This window comes from Pantoea sp. UBA5035 (assembly GCF_002415245.1).
Taxonomy (GTDB): Bacteria; Pseudomonadota; Gammaproteobacteria; order Enterobacterales; family Enterobacteriaceae; genus Pantoea; species Pantoea septica.
On the sequence record NZ_DICD01000027.1, the window covers coordinates 378506 to 397456 of the forward strand.

15 protein-coding genes are annotated in these 18951 nt (G+C 60.2%); 9 read left to right on the forward strand and 6 right to left on the reverse strand.

The annotated features are described in order from the left end of the window. Positions 1–47 precede the first annotated feature (47 nt). Both B3229_RS18610 and B3229_RS18615 read right to left on the reverse strand, forming a co-directional pair. Entirely contained in the window at positions 48–1598 is a 1551-nt protein-coding gene (locus B3229_RS18610) for a methyl-accepting chemotaxis protein (protein WP_286873238.1), read from the reverse strand. A gap of 209 nt (positions 1599–1807) precedes the next feature. After that, positions 1808–2038: a hypothetical protein gene (locus B3229_RS18615; protein ID WP_048786334.1), complete on the reverse strand. Its 231-nt coding sequence runs from the start codon at positions 2036–2038 to the stop codon at positions 1808–1810. A 399-nt stretch (positions 2039–2437) separates the two neighbouring features. Between B3229_RS18615 and B3229_RS18620 the strand changes: the two genes are divergently transcribed. Further along, positions 2438–2641 (forward strand): DUF3606 domain-containing protein, encoded by a 204-nt coding sequence (locus B3229_RS18620; protein ID WP_033747050.1) that lies wholly within the window; start codon positions 2438–2440, stop codon positions 2639–2641. An 8-nt stretch (positions 2642–2649) separates the two neighbouring features. Here the strand turns inward: B3229_RS18620 and B3229_RS18625 are convergent, their stop codons facing one another. Beyond that, a complete protein-coding gene (locus tag B3229_RS18625) occupies positions 2650–4095 on the reverse strand; it encodes a methyl-accepting chemotaxis protein (RefSeq protein WP_286873242.1) in 1446 nt (481 codons plus the stop codon). A 333-nt stretch (positions 4096–4428) separates the two neighbouring features. Here B3229_RS18625 and B3229_RS18630 point away from each other — a divergent pair, with 333 nt between their 5' ends. Further along, on the forward strand, positions 4429–6210 hold the full coding sequence (locus B3229_RS18630) for an EAL domain-containing protein (RefSeq protein WP_048786336.1): 1782 nt from the start codon (positions 4429–4431) through the stop codon (positions 6208–6210). 4 nt (positions 6211–6214) lie between these two features. Here B3229_RS18630 and B3229_RS18635 read toward each other — a convergent pair whose 3' ends face one another. Continuing rightward, on the reverse strand, positions 6215–6397 hold the full coding sequence (locus B3229_RS18635) for a hypothetical protein (protein ID WP_286873245.1): 183 nt from the start codon (positions 6395–6397) through the stop codon (positions 6215–6217). Between the two features lie 210 nt (positions 6398–6607). Here B3229_RS18635 and B3229_RS18640 point away from each other — a divergent pair, with 210 nt between their 5' ends. From B3229_RS18640 to B3229_RS18650, 3 genes are all read left to right on the forward strand, one after another. Continuing rightward, entirely contained in the window at positions 6608–6847 is a 240-nt protein-coding gene (locus B3229_RS18640; RefSeq protein ID WP_048786340.1) for a FeoA domain-containing protein, read from the forward strand. After that, positions 6844–8970: a Fe(2+) transporter permease subunit FeoB gene (gene feoB / locus B3229_RS18645; protein ID WP_286873249.1), complete on the forward strand. Its 2127-nt coding sequence runs from the start codon at positions 6844–6846 to the stop codon at positions 8968–8970. Before B3229_RS18640 ends, feoB begins: the two co-directional genes overlap by 4 nt. 464 nt (positions 8971–9434) lie before the next feature. Next, complete coding sequence (locus tag B3229_RS18650) at positions 9435–9707, forward strand: DUF333 domain-containing protein (RefSeq protein ID WP_033790146.1); 273 nt, start codon at positions 9435–9437, stop codon at positions 9705–9707. Positions 9708–9746: 39 nt separating this feature from the next. Here the strand turns inward: B3229_RS18650 and B3229_RS18655 are convergent, their stop codons facing one another. Then, entirely contained in the window at positions 9747–10745 is a 999-nt protein-coding gene (locus B3229_RS18655) for a 2-hydroxyacid dehydrogenase (RefSeq protein ID WP_048786342.1), read from the reverse strand. A gap of 143 nt (positions 10746–10888) precedes the next feature. Between B3229_RS18655 and B3229_RS18660 the strand changes: the two genes are divergently transcribed. The 3 genes from B3229_RS18660 to B3229_RS18670 are packed head-to-tail and all read left to right on the forward strand — an operon-like array spanning position 10889 to position 14015. Then, on the forward strand, positions 10889–13501 hold the full coding sequence (locus B3229_RS18660) for a YdbH family protein (RefSeq protein WP_286873257.1): 2613 nt from the start codon (positions 10889–10891) through the stop codon (positions 13499–13501). Further along, positions 13498–13686, forward strand: a complete 189-nt coding sequence (locus B3229_RS18665; protein ID WP_033747068.1) for a YnbE family lipoprotein — start codon at positions 13498–13500, stop codon at positions 13684–13686. Before B3229_RS18660 ends, B3229_RS18665 begins: the two co-directional genes overlap by 4 nt. Continuing rightward, positions 13686–14015, forward strand: coding sequence for a YdbL family protein (locus B3229_RS18670; protein WP_048781388.1), 330 nt, complete (start codon positions 13686–13688; stop codon positions 14013–14015). The genes B3229_RS18665 and B3229_RS18670 overlap by 1 nt, the downstream gene beginning before the upstream one ends. A 55-nt stretch (positions 14016–14070) precedes the next feature. On the opposite strand, the gene B3229_RS18675 is transcribed toward B3229_RS18670, so the two are convergent. Then, positions 14071–14670 (reverse strand): FMN-dependent NADH-azoreductase, encoded by a 600-nt coding sequence (locus B3229_RS18675; RefSeq protein ID WP_033747071.1) that lies wholly within the window; start codon positions 14668–14670, stop codon positions 14071–14073. A gap of 255 nt (positions 14671–14925) precedes the next feature. Here B3229_RS18675 and hrpA point away from each other — a divergent pair, with 255 nt between their 5' ends. Beyond that, positions 14926–18828, forward strand: a complete 3903-nt coding sequence (gene hrpA / locus B3229_RS18680; RefSeq protein ID WP_286873262.1) for an ATP-dependent RNA helicase HrpA — start codon at positions 14926–14928, stop codon at positions 18826–18828. Positions 18829–18951: the final 123 nt, after the last annotated feature.

The window sequence follows — 18951 nt, forward strand, 5'->3', positions numbered from 1 at the left end:
ATAAAAAACCTCGCCATGGCGAGGTTTTTTTAAGGGTAAGCGTTCTATCAGGCGAGTTTAAAGATCGCGGTCGAGCGGCTGAGCTGAGCGGCCTGATCTTCCAGCGACGCGGCGGCGGCGGCGGCCTGTTCCACCAGCGCGGCGTTTTGCTGGGTCACCTCATCCATCTGGGTGATGGCGATGCCGACGTGCTCGATGCCGTTAACCTGCTCGCCGGAGGCAGTGTAGATTTCCGACATAAGCGTCGAGACGTCGCCGATCGCCGTCACGATGCCGGTCATGGTTTTACCCGCCTGCGCCGCCAGGTCGGTGCCTTCCGCTATGCGATGGTTAGAGGCTTCGATCAGCGATTTAATCTCTTTCGCCGCCGTCGCGCTGCGCTGGGCGAGGGCGCGCACTTCGCTGGCTACCACGGCGAAACCGCGACCCTGTTCGCCGGCGCGAGCCGCTTCCACCGCGGCGTTGAGCGCCAGGATATTGGTCTGGAAGGCGATGCTTTCAATGGTGCCGATAATATCGACCACGCTCTTCGAGCTGTCGAAAATAGCGGCCATGGTAGTGACGACTTTATCCACCACGTCGCCGCCCTGCCGCGCGACCTGTGAAGCGTCGGACGCCAGGCTGCTGGCGTTTTGCGCGTTAGAGGCGTTTTGCCGGACGGTGGCGGTCAGCTGCTCCATGCTGGCTGAGGTCTCTTCCAGCGAGGCGGCCTGCTGCTCTGTTCGCGCAGAAAGATCGGTGTTGCCCAGCGCGACCTCTTTAGAGGCGTTGTCGATAGAGGAGGCGGCAGTCTGGATATCGAAAACCACCTTTTTGAGCTGCTCCTGCATGGCGGTAAAGGTGGCGATCAGAATACCGGTTTCATCTTTGGACCGCGCCACCAGCGTGGTGGAGAGATCGCCGGCGGCAATCGCCTTAGCCGCTTTTACCGCCTCTGCAAGTGGAAGCGTAATCGAGCGGGCAAGAACATAGCCTAAAGCGGAGGCGATGCCTAAGCCTAAAAGCGCGCCGATAAACAGCGTCAGCCGGGTCTGGGTTTCAATTGCATCGACAGAGTTCTGCCGTTCGCCGAGCAGACTTTTTTCGCCGTTGACGATCTCATCGATGGTTTTGCGCATCTGATCCATCTGCGGCTTGCCGGTGTTGGCTTCGAAGGCGGCATTGAACTCCATCTGCGACAGTGAACCGGCATTCAGCGCGCGGCGGTGCGCCAGCAGCTCAGCGACGAATTTATCCTGCCAGGCTTGTTCCTGACTGAGTAAATTATCCAGACGCTGCTGTTGAGCGGGGTTATCCGCAGTTAAGCCTTTGGTTTCCTGAAGAAGTTTAACAAATTCCTCTTTCCCTGCTTTCCAGGGATCGAGCATCTCCTCTTTGCCGTTAATCGCATAGCCGCGCAGGCCCGTTTCCATATTTACCAGGCTTTGGGTCAGGGCGCGGCTTTTATCAACGACGCGCCAGCTATGAATATTCCAGTCGTTGGTATTAACGATGCTGGAAAAATTGTTGTAGAAAGTTGCGGACAGAGCCAGCAATAAAACCACAACGGCGCCAAAGGCAAAAAAGAATTTTTTCTTGATAGGTAAATTTCTGAACATTTATTTCTCGTTCCACATACGTTAACAGAGCAGTTTGAAGAGCCGTAAAACCGATAAGTTATCGGCATGAATGGTGCCGACTTCAATTAAAATTCTGCAAGCATGAGCAACGAGAAATACACTCTTTCTTACTGGTTTGTTTTTTATTTTCAACTGGATAAGCAACGAAACGCATAAAAAAGCGGCGCGACTATCTATAAGCTGAGGCGCTAGCGCGGCGCAAGAGTGAAATGGGGATGTTTACCAGCCAGCAACAGCAGAAACTCATATTCTCCCTGGCTGAGCAATCCGGGTTTGGATGTGGCTTCCTTAAGCTGCCAGCCGCGCAGGCTCAGATCGAACCGTTCTGCGGCACGCTCCTGCGTCAGGCCGGCGGCGATGCGCAGAGAACGGACATCAGGCTGGACAATTACGCCTGGCTTAAAGGATTTATTCGTCATAATTTTCTCTCTTATGTCGCCAGCCCTGCTCCAGCAGGGCGTTGTTTGGCATACACAAAACAATCGATAAAGGATTAACAGACGTTAAGCATCGTAGATGCTCGCTTCTGCTGTATTTAGGTTGCGTTGTCACGCGACACGCCCGTCCGCGCCAAATAAACGCATTGTTCGATTAGCGTACCGGCTCATTCAGGCCACCAAATCTGTTTTTAAGGCGCTCTGTTATACACTGCCCGATTTAAGGCAGGCTGCGCCTCTCAGAACCCTCTCATAATTCCGCGACAGAATCGTTTAGGGATAAATCCGCTTTATATCCTGAGCCAGACATTCAGGATGTGTTGCTTCGCAAGCTGAATATTATCCCGGCGTTTTTTCATTGCCGGAAATAAGGACCCTGATATGAGAGACCCAATCGTTCGTCGCGTCCCTGCCGATCTTTCCTGCGTGGAGGTTAACGAACAGTGGCAAATCACTTTCTGGATGCTGACGCTGCATATTACCCAGGACCGGCTCATCCGGGCCGTCAAAGAGGCGGGCCCGGATGTGGAAAAGGTGCGCCGCTGGCTGAAAGATAATCCGCCTTCGCGCCGCCCCTGTTCCTGACGCCATCGTCAGGCAGCGGCGCCAGCCGCCTGCGGCGCGACAGACGCATTGACGTTGCTAAATCCCGCGTGACGACCTTTGTCATCCGCCGCGTCAACCGGCGTTTTAAAGTGGCTGATAACGGCGGCAAGGGTTTCCGTGCGTCCGTTCAGGCTGCCCGCAGAGGCCGTGACCTGCTGAACCAGCGAAGCGTTCTGCTGCGTGACGCGATCCAGATCGGCGATAGCCAGCGTGACCTGAGAAATGCCTTTGCTTTGCTCCTCTGAGGCCAGCGCGATTTGGCCGATAAGATCGTTCACCGCAGAGACGCGCTGCGTGACGCTGCCCATGGTCTCTCCGGCCCGGCCGGCTGCCGCCGCGCCTTCCTGCACGCGCGTTACCGCGCCGCCGATTAAGTCCTCGATCTCTTTGGCTGCCGCGGCGCTACGCTGGGCGAGAGTACGCACCTCGGAGGCGACCACGGCGAAGCCGCGACCCTGTTCGCCCGCGCGCGCCGCCTCGACGGCCGCGTTGAGCGCCAGAATATTGGTCTGAAAAGCGATGCTGTTGACCGTGGCGGTAAACTGTCGAATTTTCTCCGCTTCTTCAGCGATATCGCGCATCAGCGTAGAAACCGAGTGAACCAGCGCCTCGCCCTGCTGGGTGGTCTGCGCGGTGGCGCCAGCCAGCTCGCGCGCTTCCCGGGCACTCAGCGCGTTATTCTTCACCGTGGCGGTCAGTTCCTCCATGCTGGCAGCGGTCTGTTCGAGCGCCGCCGCCTGGCGAGTGGTGCGGTCAGAGAGATCGGTATTACCGGCGGCGATATCCGCCGCTTCCCGACGCAGCACGCCGCTATTGTCACGTACCGCCTGCACCGTCGTGAGCAGGCTTTGCTGCATCAGTCGCACCAGCGGAACCAGCTGTCCGACGCAGTTGCGGCCAAAATCCTGCGGCTCGCGCGAGAGATCGCCTGCGGCCATGCTTCTGAAATGCTCGCGCATCACGCCAAGCGGCTTCACCAGATGGGTGACAAGAAAACGGTCGCAGAAGGCCAGCAGCCCCAGCGTCATCAGCGCGGCGACAAGAAACGCCATCTCCAGACGCTGGCGATCGCGGGCGGTCGCTGCTTCGTCCGATGCAACCTGACGCTGCAGAAAGCTAAGCCGCTCGTTTGCCGCGGCGGAAAAGCGGGCGGGCGTGTCGTTCAGGGCGACGCTAAGGCGCGCCCAGTCGGCGCCGGCGGGCGCCTCAGCCTGCAGCGCCGCTTTTTCCTCTGCGGAGCCTGAGGCCATCGCATTCCCGGCGCGCGTCAGAAAAACAAGCTGCGCGCTGGCGGCGTCTCTCGCTTCGGCGCGCTGATGCAGGTCGCGCATAACAACAGAACCGTAAGCGCCTGCCAGCGCTACTACCAGCAGCGCAGCCAGCAAAATAGCCTGTACAACCCGACGAATAGTAAAATTTCTGAGGAAGTGCATATAGGGTTCCCTGGTGTCGTTGTTGCTGTGTAAAGAACTGCGAAATGTTGTTTTTTATGTAGCTTGCTATTTAATTGCGTGCAATCTTATTGAGGTCTTCAGTTTGGCAGTGAATCTGGAAAAAGGAAACGATCATTTTGTATTTTTTTTATTTTTCGGATTATTTGATATTGTTCGAAAGAATTTATTGTGCCAAAGGGACGAAATGCGCTTAAGATTTCGTACCAGATAAAATCAGATAATTCGCCTTGTACTTTAGTCGGTTTTTCCCGGTCTGCTTTTAAACGTTATTATTTTCTGTTCGTTCCAGTACTGGAGCGGGCCGGAGGAACCATGCAAACATGTTCCGGCGACGACGAAAGTCGCCTGCGCGCGCTTGAAGCGCTGCGCGAACCCGACGAAAGTCGCGATGGGGTACTTGAGAAGTTTGTTCGACTGGCCAGCCAGGCGCTCGGCATTCCCGGCTGTTTTATCTCTATCGTCGATGATGAATTTCAGTACATTCGGGCGGCGCGCAATTTTTCGCTCAAGCACTCGACACGGGAGGATTCGCTCTGCCGCTACGTGATTGATTCCGAAGCGCCGATGGTGGTCTCTGATACCTGGCAGGATGCCCGCTTCGTTAAGCACAAGTTCGTTATCGGCGATCCCTGGATTCGCTTTTATGCCGGCGTGCCGCTGAAAAGTCGCACCGGCCATATCCTCGGCACGCTGTGCGTAACCGACGGCGAGCCGCATCTGCTGAGTCCTGAGCAGCTGACTGCGCTGACGCTGCTCGGCGCGCTGGTGATCTCCTTTCTGGAGGCCTGGCACTCCGCCGGCTTTACCGATCCGGTGACCGGGCTGCCTAATCGTCAGCGGCTGATCCGCGATCTGCACTACCTGACGGCGGGCGACGATACGCTGCCGCGGCGGCTGATCCTCATTGACTGCATCGACATGCCGCGCGCCTATGAACTGGCGCGCTCAATGGGAATGGGGCCGGTCGAGGGGTTGCTTAAAGACGTCGCTACGCTTCTGCCGCTGCGCCTGCGTCTGGGGCCCGGCGATCTGCTCTACACCGTGGCCACCGGCCGGTTTGCGCTGCTGACCAGCGCGAGCAGCTCGCTCAGTGCGGCCTGGGTGGCGAATCGCATGGAGGGCATCAGCGCGGATCTGGGCGAGGGGCTATCGGTGACCCTGAATACCTTTACCGGCGGAGTGGACTTCACGGCCGTGGAGTCGCCGGCGCAGGAGATACTGCGTCGCGGCCTCAGCGCGCTGCATGAGGCGATCGGCAGCGGAGTGGCGACGCGGACCTTTAGCGCGTCGGAGGATGTGCGCCGCACGCGCGATTTCAACCTGATGCATGAGCTTGCCTCGGCGTTAAAAAACGAAGAGGGGCTCTATCTGGCCTACCAGCCCAAGATCTGCCTGCAGAGCGGCGCGCCGGTCGGTCTTGAGGCGCTGATCCGCTGGCGGCATCCGCTGCTGGGCGAGCTGTCGCCCTCGGCATTCGTGCCGCTGGCGGAGCAGACCGAACTGCTCTCCGAGCTGAACGCCTGGGTAATCGATCGCGTTATTGCCCGTCTGGCGCGGCTGCGAAATCACTGCATCCAGCTGCCGGTTTCCGTTAACGTCAGCCTGCATGATTTCGCCCGGCAGGGGTTTGCCGATACGCTGGAAGATAAAATGCTGAAAGTCAGGCTGCCTAACGCGCTGCTTGGCGTGGAGTGTCTGGAAACCGAACGGCTGATTGAGAGTCCGGCCGCGATGCGCGGGCTGGAGATGCTTAAGCTGCGCGGATTCGGCATCTCGCTGGACGACTTCGGCACCGGCTACAGCAATATCAGCTATCTGCGCCGCATGCCGCTGGACGTGATTAAGCTGGACCGTTCATTAATCAGCGGCCTCGCCTCCGACACGGCGTCGCGCATTATCGCGCGCAACATTATTACCATGCTGAAAGAGCTGGACTATGTCGTGCTGGCGGAAGGCATCGAGTGCGGGGACGTGGCCAGCATGCTGTGCGAATATGGCTGCGACCAGGCGCAGGGCTATTTCTATGCCAAACCGCTGCCCGACCGCGAGCTGGATGCGTGGCTCGACTGGCGGCTGCGCAACAAATGTAGCTGAGGCGCTATTGCGCCTCTGCAGCCGCCTGAGCCTGCGGATTACCGGGCACGTCGTTCCAGGTGCAGTCGATCTCGCTGTCGTGGGAGGCGCACTCGGGCGGGGCGTTGAGGTTTTTCGCCTGATGATGGCGCGGCACCGCGCAGCTGGAAAGCAGCAGGCAGACAACAAGCGCAACAGGTTTCAGCATAGAGAGATTTCCGTTCACCATGTAACCGCTATTTTCCCGCCTTATGCCTTAACGGACATTTAACCGCCCAGTCCCGCAAGCGGCTTTGCCTCAACACAGCATCAACCGCGCCACTCTTTGTCCGCTTCTCGCCCCTAACGCGATCTAAATCAATAACGATAATTGTTCGCAATTGCATAGTTGCGGCACAGAAATATCGGAGATGAGATCATGCTGATAAAACCCGGGAGTCAATGGCGTATTACAGGGTTCAGGAACGACCTGTCCGAGCTTTTCCGTCGTAAACTTTTATCGCTGGGCTTTGTGCCTGGCGCGGTAATCGATATCGTCAGGTTCGCGCCGCTGGGCGACCCGGCGGAAGTGCGTCTCAGCCACAGCAGCTATGCGTTACGTAAGGCCGAACTGGCGATGCTGCGCCTTGAGGCCGTTGACGGAGGCGAGCAGGCATGAAGCGTATCAACGCCGTACTGGCGGGCAACCCTAACGCCGGTAAAACCACGCTGTTTAATCTGCTGACCGGGCTGCGGCAGCGCACCGGCAACTGGCCCGGCGTCACCGTCGAGCGCAAGCAGGGCGCCTTCACCACCGGCGAGGCTGCCGTCACGCTGATCGATCTGCCCGGCATCTATTTCCTTGAAACGGTTCAGGCCGAAGACGGGCTCTCCGCAGACGAACGCGTTACCTGCAGCTATGTGATGAGCGGCCAGGCGGACGTGCTGATCAACGTGATCGACGCGTCGAGCCTGGAGAAGAGCCTGTGGCTCACTTTGCAGCTGCGCGAGCTGAACCTGCCGATGATCGTGGTGCTTAATATGGCCGATGTCGCCAGAGCGTGCGGCGTCGAGCTGGATGCCGATGAACTGGCCGCGCAGCTCGGCTGTCCGGTGGTGCTGATGTCCGCCTCGACCTCGGAAGGGCTAACGGCGCTGCTGGCGGCCATCGATAGCGTCGCCGCCGCGCCGCCTGCAGATCTACTGCTGAACCGAACGGAAGTCGACGCGGAAGCGCGGCTGGCGCGCATCAGCGCCATCTGCCGGGCCGCCTGCGATCGCGCGGCGCATCGCGCCCATCGTCTGACGCGCGCGCTGGATAACCTCTTTCTCGACCGCTGGCTCGGTTTTCCCCTGTTTTTAGGGGTGATGTACCTGATGTTCTACTTCTCCATCAATATCGGCGGCGCGCTGCAGCCGGTATTCGACAAGGGATCCACGGCGCTGTTTATCGACGGCACCGCACAGCTCTGCGCCACGCTTCACCTTCCCGACTGGATCACCTCTTTTCTGGCGCAGGGCATCGGCGGCGGCATCACCACCGTACTGCCGCTGGTGCCGCAGCTGGCGCTGATGTTCTTCTTTCTGACGCTGCTGGAGGAGTCGGGCTATATGGCGCGCGCCGCGTTTGTGGTCGATCGTCTGATGCGCTGGCTGGGGCTGCCGGGGAAATCCTTTGTGCCGCTGATCGTCGGCTTTGGCTGCAACGTGCCGTCAGTGATGGGGGCGCGCACGCTGGAAACCGAGCGGGAAAGGCTGGTAACGATGCTGATGGCGCCTTTTATGTCCTGCGGCGCGCGGCTGGCGATATTCGCCGTGTTTTCCGGCGCCTTTTTCGGCAACGCCGGCGCGGGGGTGATCTTTTCGCTCTATCTGCTCGGTATCGTGGCGGCGGTCTTTACCGGGCTGGTGCTGAAGCATACCTTGCTGAAGGGCGGCTCTTCCTCTGCGATCATGGAGCTGCCGCTGTGGCATGTGCCGGTAATGCGCAGCCTGCTGCTGCAGACCTGGTTTCGTCTGCACGCCTTCGTTATCCGCGCGGGCATGGTGATCGTCGCGGCCTGCGTGGCGATCGGCCTGCTTTCCAACCTGACGGCCAGCGGTCATCAGGCGCAGCGCGTCGACGACTCGGTACTGGCTTCCGCCAGCCGCTACCTGACGCCGTTGTTTACGCCGATGGGAATCCGGTCCGACAACTGGCAGGCGACAGTGGGGCTGGTGACCGGCGCCATGGCGAAAGAGAGCGTAGTTGGCACCCTGAACGCGCTCTACCTGGCGGAGCCGCAAAATGCGCCCGACGTCGAGCCAGCGCAGAGCCTGACGGCGGTTTTCGCCTCGGCGCTGGATGAAACCTGGCAGAATCTGAAGCAGGCGCTTAGTCCGCAGACGCTGTTTAATCCGGTCGAAGCGAGCAAAGGAGACGGCGAGATGAGCCAGGGCGCGATAGGCGTTATGCAGACGATGTTCGGCAGCTCGCTCGCGGCCTACAGTTATCTGGTCTTCGTACTGCTCTACATGCCCTGCGTCTCGGTAATGGGCGCGCTGGCGAAAGAGGCGGGGCGGCAGTGGATGTGGTTCGCGCTGATCTGGGGAACCGTTATGGCCTATAGCGCCGCAACGCTGGTTTACCAGATCGGCACCTTTACTCAGCATCCCGGCTTCAGCCTGATCTGCCTGGCGGTCATTGTCGCCGCGGGCATGGCGGCAGTAACCCTTTTGCGCCAGCTGCGCGTCAGCCTGCAGCCTGGGTTGCAGCCGGTTAAAGAGGGCGGATGCGGCAGCTGTAAAGGCTGCGGGCATTAACCCGGCAAATAAAAAACGCTCCTGTCGTGGAGCGCTACCGGAGGACCCGGCTAAGTGAATCAATAGCCGTACTTGTTGTAGTGAGGCGTTGCCTCGGCGCTCACTATAGAACGGCGTTTCTTAACCGGGCCTCAATAGCATCGGGTCAGGCTCGCCCTTTATTGAGCGAGATCAAATGATTAGCGATTCAGAAAGAGAAGGGCTGACGCTTGCTTAAAACTATGTGTGTGAAACAGGCGTAAACAGCGATCATGTGACAACGTCACATTATTTTTGCCTGTTATTTCGGCAAGACGCCGGACGCAGTCTGGCGGTATAAAAGCCTTAGCGAAGCGAAACAGGATTATTCCGCTTGCAAAGCGTCAGGGAAAATTTTGTAAAAAGCTGTGTCGCCTATCGACCGGCTGCGACGCCTGCCTTATGCTTGACCGGCCTCTAACCCTAACACTTCCGGAGTCCGACTGATGAAAGCAGCCACCTTTCTGCTGGCCGGTGCCGCGCTGCTGCTCTCGGCATGCAGCAGCAACAGCGATAACGAACCGCCGCAACAAGCCACCGCAGCCCATATTCAGCCGCACGTTATTATGTCGTCGCTGGCGGAAAGCAACTGTGCCGGCGCCGGTGGCACGCTGGCATTTTCTCACCAGCTGGACGGCACGCGCATCGGCATGTGCCAGCTGGCGAACGGACGCCGCTGCGACGAACAGGCACTCATCGGCGGCAACTGCGCCCGCTAATTGAGTGGCAGGCGCGCCTCGACGGCAGCGCCCGTCAGATCAGGCCGACGCCGACAGCTGATTCGGGCAGGCTTCGCCTTTTTCAAGCTGGCTGAGATTCGACAACGTCGTTTCCGAAATCGCCGTCAGCGCTTCAGCGGTCAGAAACGCCTGATGGCCGGTAAACAGTACGTTGTGGCAGGCCGACAGCCGACGGAACACGTCGTCCTGAATGACGTCGTTAGACTTATCCTCAAAGAACAGATCGCGCTCATTTTCGTAAACGTCCATGCCGAGCGAGCCGATTTTCTGCTGCTTGAGCGCGTCAATCGCAGCCTGGGAATCGATCAGTCCGCCGCGACTGGTATTAATAATCATCACGCCATCTTTCATCTGGCTAAAGGCGGCGGCGTTCAGCAGATGATGGTTCTCCGGCGTCAGCGGGCAGTGCAGCGTAATCACGTCCGACTCGGCGAACAGGGTTTTCAGATCGACATACTCCGCACCCAGCTCCAGCGCCTGCGCGCTCGGGTAGGGATCGAACGCCAGCAGGCGCATGCCAAACCCTTTCAGAATGCGCATCGTCGCCACGCCGATCTTGCCGGTGCCGACCACGCCCGCGGTTTTGCCGTGCATATTAAAGCCGGTTAAGCCGTCGAGCGAAAAGTTGGCGTCGCGCGTGCGTTGATAAGCGCGATGGATACGGCGGTTAAGCGTCATCATCAGGCCAACCGTATGTTCCGCCACCGCTTCCGGCGAATAGGCGGGTACGCGCACCACCTTCAGGCCCAGCTCATCCGCCGCGGCTAAATCGACGTTGTTGAAACCGGCGCAGCGCAGCGCGATATACTTCACGCCAAGTGCCGCCAGCTCCTCCAGCACCGGACGGCTGGCGTCGTCGTTGACGAAAATGCAGACGGCGTCGCAGTCGACGGCGTTTTTTGCCGTCGCTTCCGTCAGTAAAAAGTCAAAGTACACCAGATCGAACCGGTAGCCTTCGTTAACGTGATCGAGATACTTCTGGTCATAGTGCTTCGTGCTGTAAACCGCGATTTTCATCGTTACGCTCCTGCATTCGGGTATCCACACAGCATAACGTTTTATTGTGGATTTTGCTGCCGTCGGCGACGTGCCTTCACCTCTGGCCGATTACGTGCCATCATCTGGGGCAGGATCCTGTCAGGAAAAGGAATAGTGCTGCCATGCCGCGGAGCCTCCGCCGACTACTTGCTGCATTACTGGCGCTGACGCTGCTGGTGCTGGGGCTGCTGCTCACCGTGACGCAATGGCTGCCGCGGCTGGCCGGCATCTGGCTGCCGGCGGATACGCGCATCGTGCTGGAAGGATCGCCGCGCTGGCGCAACGGCGGCCTGTGGTTTCCGCAGGTGCGCTACCTGGCGGGCGAGTGCGTGCTGGCAAGCGTCGAACAGGTCTCGTCTGGCTGGCACGACCGGCGCTGGCGGCTCGCCGCGCGGCAGGTGACGCTCGACAGCGACTGCCTGCAGAAGCTGCCGCAAAGCGAGCAGCCTGGCGCGCCGAAAAGCCTTGCGGAGTGGCAGCAGCTGTTGCCCGGCGCCGATATCCAGCTCGATAATCTTACCATCGCGCCCTGGCAAGCCTACGCCGGACGCTTCGATCTCAGCCTCACTCCCGCTAAACAGACGCTGCGCTATCGCGGCGACAACCTCACTATCGACGCCAGCCTGCAGGGGCAGCAGCTCAACGTAGAGCAGCTGACGCTGCGCCATAACGCGCTGCCGCAGCCCGTGACGCTGCATGGCCGGTTCGAACTGCCCGAGTTCGCCAACGGTCTGCCGGTCGGCGGTCAGCTGGAGGGCGAGCTGCAGTACGCCGGCGAACCGCTGCGACTGACGCTCGACTGGCAGCAGCAGCAGGGCGAGCTGGCACTCTACGCCACCGGCGACGGCCAGCCGCTGCTGATGCTGCCGTGGCAGGCCGACGCGCGGCAGATCCGCATCGTTAAAGGGCACTACCGCTGGCCGACCGGCGAGCAGACGCTCTCCGGCTTTCTCGATCTTACGCTCGACAACTGGCGGCAGGGTCTGGAAGAGACGCAGATTACCGGCCGTCTCAACGTGCTGACCCGGGGACGCGGCGGCAAAGGTAACGCGGTGCTGAATATCGGCCCCGGAACGCTGAGCATGACAAACAGCGCGCTGCCGCTGCGCCTTACCGGCGAAAGCAAGCTGGCGGCGATGCAGCTTTACGCCGCGCTGCCGGGCAATCTCAGCGGGCCGCTGCTTGACCCGCAACTCAGGTTCCAGCCCGGTGCGCTGCTGCGCCTGCGCGGACGCATTCTCTCTACGCTGGAGGTGGATGAGGCGCGCTGGCCGCTGGCGGGGGTGCGGCTCGCCTCGCAGGGCATCGACGGCCGCCTGCAGGCGATACTCAAGGCACACGACCCGAGCTTCGGCCAGTTCAGGCTGCACCTCGACGGACGCGCCAGCGACTTCTGGCCTGATAAAGGGGAGTGGAAATGGCGCTACTGGGGGAGCGGCGAAATGCTGCCGCTTAACGCCGCCTGGACTATTCAGGGCGCGGGCGGCTGGCGCGACACCCTTATCCATCTCGACAGCCTGAATGCCGGTTTCGATCAGATGCAGTACGGCATGGCGCAGGTGGTGCGCCCGCGGCTGACCCTTAGCGCGCCGGTTAACTGGCAGCGCGACGCGCAGCGACCCGCCTTTAACGGCGGCTTCCGCATCGACGCGGGAGAGACGCGGTTCGATTTTGGCGGACGGCTGCCCGCCTCGTCGCTGAGCTTCGAGGCGAAAGGCCAGGATCCTGGCCACTTTATCTGGCGCGGCGCGCTGCAGGCGCAGGCGATCGGGCCGCTGCGCGTTCACGGCCGCTGGGACGGCGAGCGCCTGCGCGGCGAGGCCTGGTGGCCGACGCAGTCTCTGACGGTGTTCCAGCCGCTGCTCAATCCCGAACTGAAGATGAAAATCCGCGCGGGCGAGCTGCGCGCGCAGGTCGCGTTTTCTGCCGCGGCGAAAGAGGGATTTAGCGCGGGCGGCCACTGGACGGTGACGCAGGGCAGCCTCTGGACGTCGGACAACCAGATCAACGGCGTCGACTTCTCGTTGCCGTTCCGCCTGAAAGATCAGCAGTGGCAGCTCGGCGTGCGCGGGCCGGTGCAGCTGCGCATCGGCGAAATCACCAACCAGTTCGCCATGCAGAATATCCGCGCCGATCTGCAGGGCCACTATCCCTGGAACGAAGCGCAGCCGCTGACGCTGCAGGCGGTCAGCATGGATCTGCTGGGCGGCAAGGTCATGCTGCCCGCGCTGCGGTTGCCGCAGCACCAGGCGGCGACGCTGAGCCTGCGCGATATCAGCCTGAGCAAGCTGGTCACCGCGCTGAAGCCTAAGCAGTTCGCTATGTCCGGCAGGATCAACGGCGAGCTGCCGCTGTGGGTGAACAATCCGCACTGGCTGGTACAAAACGGCTGGATCGCCAACAGCGGCTCCCTGACTTTCCGTATGGATAAAGATATGGCTGACGCCATCACCGCCGGCAACGTCGCAGCGGGTGCGGCGATGGACTGGCTGCGCTATATGGAGATCTCCCGCTCGTGGGCGACGATCGATCTCGATAATCTCGGCAATCTCGCCATGCAGGCGCAGGTACAGGGCGTCAGCCGCTTCAGCAACCGCAAACAGACCGTGAATCTCAACTACCGCCATCAGCAGAACCTGTTTCAACTCTGGCGCAGCCTGCGCTTTGGCGATAATTTGCAATCCTGGGTGGAACAGAACGCCACTCTGCCGACCAAAAGGGATCAACAACCATGAGCCTCAGGGCGTTACTGGTGCTGGCAGTCGGGCTGCCGCTGACCGGCTGCGTGCCGCGCATCGAGGTGGCCGCGCCGAAGGAGCCGATCACCATCAATATGAACGTGAAGATCGAACATGAAATTCATATCAAAGTAGACAAAGACGTGGAGGCGCTGCTGAAGAATCAGAGCGATCTGTTTTGATGCGGGCGCTCCGCAAGCCGCTGCTCGCTGCGCTGCTGCTCATCGGCGCGGCGCAGCCGGCGCTGGCGCTGACGCTGGATGAGGCGCGCCATCAGGGCCGGGTCGGGGAAACCTTTAGCGGCTATATCGCCGCACGCCAGCAGGACGGTGAGACGCAGGCGCTGGTAAAGCGCATCAACGCCGGACGTAGCGTGGAATATCAGCGCATCGCGCAGCAGAATAATCTCACCACCGATCAGGTGGCGCGTATCGCCGGCGCAAAACTGGTGGAGCGCGCGGGCGAGGGCGAGTACGTGCGCGGCCTCAACGGCCTGTGGATGCAGAAATAAAAAAAGCCAGGCGTCATGCCTGGCAATCGAAACACAGAGCGAATAATAATAATGATTAGGCAGAAACAATCTGTTTGATGGCGTTTTTCGCGTCGTCGGTGGCTTTGGTCGCTACTTCCGGACCGTAAGCGATGCCTTCGGCGAAAACGAATTCAACGTCGGTGATGCCGATAAAGCCCAGGAAGAGCTTCACGTACGGCGTCAGCAGATCGCTCGGGGTATCTTTGTGAATGCCGCCGCGGCTGGAGAGGATCACCGCACGCTTGCCTTTCACCAGGCCTTCCGGACCCGCTTCGGTGTAGCGGAAGGTGACGCCGGCGCGAGCAACCAGGTCAAAATAGTTTTTCAGCTGGGTAGGGATGTTGAAGTTGTACATTGGCGCGGCGATCACGATCACGTCGTGCGCCTGCAGCTCGTCGATCAGCGCGTTGGAGAGATCCAGCGCTTCCTGCTGACGCGGAGAGAGCGGCGCGTCTGACGGACGCAGCGCGCCGACCAGTTCGCCATCCAGTACCGGAATCGGATCCGCAGCCAGGTCGCGAACGGTAACCTGATCGCCTTTGGCTTTCGCTTCTTCAACGTAGAAATCGGCCAGCTGGCTTGACTGTGAGTAACCAGCGAGGATGCTGGATTTAAGAACCAATACTTTGCTCATTGCTGTTTCCTGTTTGTTACGCGGAAGGCTTCCCGCTCAATGGGTTACACTCTACGGTCATTAGCGACGCGGTAAAAGCGCAATATTTCGAGAGCTATGTTCGAATTTCTTGAATAAGCATGGCATGGAAGGCACAGCTGGTCGTGATAAAATGTGTTACTCTTTGCCCAATACAATTTTTAGAATCAGTCGGTTAACCCGGCTATCGGACGCTGCGACGTGAAGCGGCTCCGTCTGAGAAGGTACTCCATTACTATGTCATCATCGGTTTCCTCTCCTCTCGCGCCGCTGTGGCCGCGACTCGACAATCTGACGCTGCGCGACCGCCAGCGCCTGCAGCGCCGCCTGCGTGGCGCCGGTAAAGTGGCTAATCCTGCGGCGCTGCAGGCCGTCGTCGACGAGCTCGGCCAGGAGATCGCGGCGGCGGAACAGCGCGTCGCCGCCCGAGCCGCCGCGACGCCAAAAATTACCTTTCCCGACAACCTGCCGGTCAGTCAGAAGCAGCAGCAGATCGCCGAGGCGATCCGCGATCATCAGGTAGTGATTGTCGCCGGGGAAACCGGCTCGGGCAAAACCACTCAGCTGCCAAAAATCTGTCTGGCGCTGGGACGCGGCGTTAAAGGGCTGATCGGCCATACGCAGCCGCGTCGTCTGGCGGCGCGCACCGTCGCCAACCGCATCGCCGAGGAGCTGGAAACCTCGCTCGGCGGCTGCATCGGCTATAAAGTGCGCTTTAACGATCAGGTCAGCGACACCACGCAGGTGAAGCTGATGACTGACGGCATCCTGCTGGCGGAAATTCAGCAGGATCGTCTGCTGCTGCAGTATGACACCATCATTATCGATGAGGCGCACGAGCGCAGCCTGAATATCGATTTCCTGCTCGGCTACCTGCGCGAGCTGCTGCCGCGCCGTCCCGATCTGAAAATCATCATTACCTCGGCGACCATCGATCCGCAACGCTTTTCGCGCCACTTCCATAATGCGCCGGTAATTGAGGTTTCGGGCCGCACCTTCCCGGTGGAAGTACGCTACCGGCCGGTGGTGGAAGAGGCGGACGACAGCGAGCGCGATCAGCTGCAGGCGATTTTCGACGCGGTCGACGAGCTGGGTAACGAAGGGCGCGGCGATATTCTTATCTTTATGAGCGGCGAGCGCGAAATTCGCGACACCGCCGACGCGCTGGCGAAGCGCGACCTGCCGCATACCGAAATTTTGCCGCTCTACGCGCGCCTGTCCAACGCCGAGCAGAACCGGGTTTTTCAGTCGCACAGCGGACGACGCATCGTGCTGGCGACCAACGTGGCGGAAACCTCCCTGACCGTGCCCGGCATTAAATATGTGATCGATCCCGGCACCGCGCGCATAAGCCGCTACAGCTATCGCACCAAGGTGCAGCGTCTGCCGATCGAGCCGATTTCCCAGGCCTCGGCCAATCAGCGTAAAGGACGCTGCGGCCGTGTCTCCGACGGCATCTGTATCCGTCTCTATTCGGAAGATGACTTCCTCAGCCGTCCGGCCTTTACCGATCCGGAGATCCTGCGCACCAACCTGGCGTCGGTGATCCTGCAGATGACGGCGCTGGGTCTGGGCGATATCGCCGCCTTTCCCTTCGTCGAAGCGCCCGATAAGCGTAATATTCAGGACGGCGTGCGCCTGCTGGAGGAGCTGGGCGCGCTCACGCTCAACGACGAGGCCGGCCACTACAAGCTCACCAGCTCAGGCCGCCAGCTGGCGCAGCTGCCGGTCGATCCGCGCCTGGCGCGCATGGTACTGGAGGCGCAGCGCTTTGGCTGCGTGCGCGAAGTGATGATTATCGCCTCGGCGCTGTCGATTCAGGATCCGCGCGAGCGCCCGGTCGAGAAACAGCAGGCCGCCGATGAGAAACATCGCCGCTTCGCCGACAAAGAGTCCGACTTTCTCGCCTTCGTCAACCTGTGGAACTACCTGGGCGAGCAGCAGAAGGCGCTGTCGGGCAACCAGTTCCGCCGCCAGTGTAAAGGGGAGTTCCTCAACTATCTGCGCGTGCGCGAGTGGCAGGATATCTATACCCAGCTGCGCCAGGTGGTGCGTGAGCTAGGGATCCCCGTAAACAGCGAGCCGGCGGGATTCCGCGAGGTGCACTGCGCGCTGCTCACTGGCCTGCTATCGCATATCGGCATTAAAGACGCCGAAAAGCAGGAGTTTACCGGCGCGCGCAACGCGCGCTTCGCTATCTTTCCCGGATCCGGGCTGTTCAAAAAGCCGCCCAAATGGACCATGGTGGCGGAGCTGGTGGAAACCAGCCGCCTGTGGGGACGCATCGCGGCGCGCATCGATCCCGAATGGATCGAGCCGCTGGCGCAGCACCTGATCAAACGCAGCTACAGCGAGCCGCACTGGGAAAAAGGCCAGGGCGCGGTGATGGCGCAGGAGAAGGTCACGCTGTACGGCTTGCCGATCGTCGCCGCGCGTAAGGTCAACTATGGCAGCATCGACCCGACGCTGAGCCGCGAGCTGTTTATCCGCCATGCGCTGGTGGAGGGCGACTGGCAGACGCGCCACGCCTTCTTCCGCAATAACCAGAAGCTGCGCAGCGAAGTCGAAGATCTCGAGCATAAATCGCGCCGCCGCGACATCCTCGTGGATGATGAAACCCTGTTCAACTTTTATGACCAGCGCGTCGGCCAGCAGGTGGTATCGGCGAAGCATTTCGATAGCTGGTGGAAGCTGGCGAGCCGCGACACCCCCGATCTGCTCAGCTTCGACAAACAGATGCTGATCAAAGAGGGCGCGGATAAGGTCAGCCAGCTCGACTACCCCAACTTCTGGCATCAGGGCAACCTCAAGCTCAAGCTCAGCTATCAGTTCGAGCCTGGCGCGGACGCCGACGGCGTCACGGTGCATATTCCGCTGCCGCTGCTTAATCAGGTCGAGGACCAGGGCTTCGAGTGGCAGATCCCCGGCGTGCGCCGCGAGCTAATTATCGCGCTGATCAAGTCGCTGCCGAAGCCGCTGCGCCGCAATCTGGTGCCTGCGCCTAACTATGCCGACGCCTTTCTGGGCCGCGTCACCGCCATGGAGCTGCCGCTGCTCGACGCGCTGGCGAAAGAGTTCCGCCGCATGACCGGCGTTACGCTGGAGCGGGAAAACTGGCAGTGGGAACAGGTGCCCGATCACCTGAAAATGACCTTCCGCGTGGTGGACGAACATAACCGCAAGCTGAAAGAGGGCAAAGATCTCAGCGCGCTGAAAGCCGAACTGAAAGAAAAAGTGCAGGAGACGCTGTCGAAGGTGGCGGATGACGGGCTGGAGCAGAACGGCCTGCATATCTGGAGCTTCGGCGATCTGCCGCGCAGCTACGAGCAGAAGCGCGGCGGCTATCAGGTCAAGGCCTGGCCGGCGCTGGTCGACGAGAAAGAGAGCGTAGCGATCCGCCTGTTCGACAGCGAGCAGGAGCAGCAGAAAATGATGTGGCGCGGCCAGCGTCGCCTGCTGCTGCTCAATATTCCTTCGCCGATAAAATACCTGCATGAAAAGCTGCCGAACAAAGCCAAGCTGGGGCTCTACTTCAACCCTTACGGCAAGGTGCTGGATCTGATTGACGACTGCATCGCCTGCGGCGTCGACAAACTGATGGCGGAAGCGGGCGGTCCGGCCTGGCAGCAGCAGAACTTCGAGCAATTGCACGAGAAGGTGCGCGCCGAGCTGAACGATACGGTGGTAGAGATCGCCAAACAGGTTGAACAGATCCTGACGGCGGTGTTCAACATCAACAAGCGGCTGAAAGGGCGCGTCGATATGACCATGGCGCTGGCGCTGTCGGATATCAAGGCGCAGATGAGCGGTCTGGTCTATCGCGGCTTCGTTACCGGCAACGGCTGGAAGCGCCTGGGTGACACGCTGCGCTATCTGCACGGTATTGAGCGTCGGCTGGAAAAACTGCCGGCCGATCCGCACAGCGATCGCGCGCGCATGCTGAAGGTGCAGGCGGTTGAGCAGGCCTGGCAGACATGGCGCAATAAGCTGCCGCCGCAGCGTCAGGATGATGAAGAGGTGCGCGACATTCGCTGGATGATCGAGGAGCTGCGCATCAGTTACTTCGCCCAGCAGCTCGGCACGCCTTATCCTGTCTCCGACAAGCGCATCCTGCAAACGATGGAACAGTTCGCGGCGTAATTGCCTGGCGCTCTCGCAAGCCGCAGCCTAAAACGCTGCGGTTTTTTTTGCCCTGAAACGGCGTTATATCGCCTGCGCTAAAACTTATTTACAAGTGTGCTTAAAACAGACGCAAATTATCGC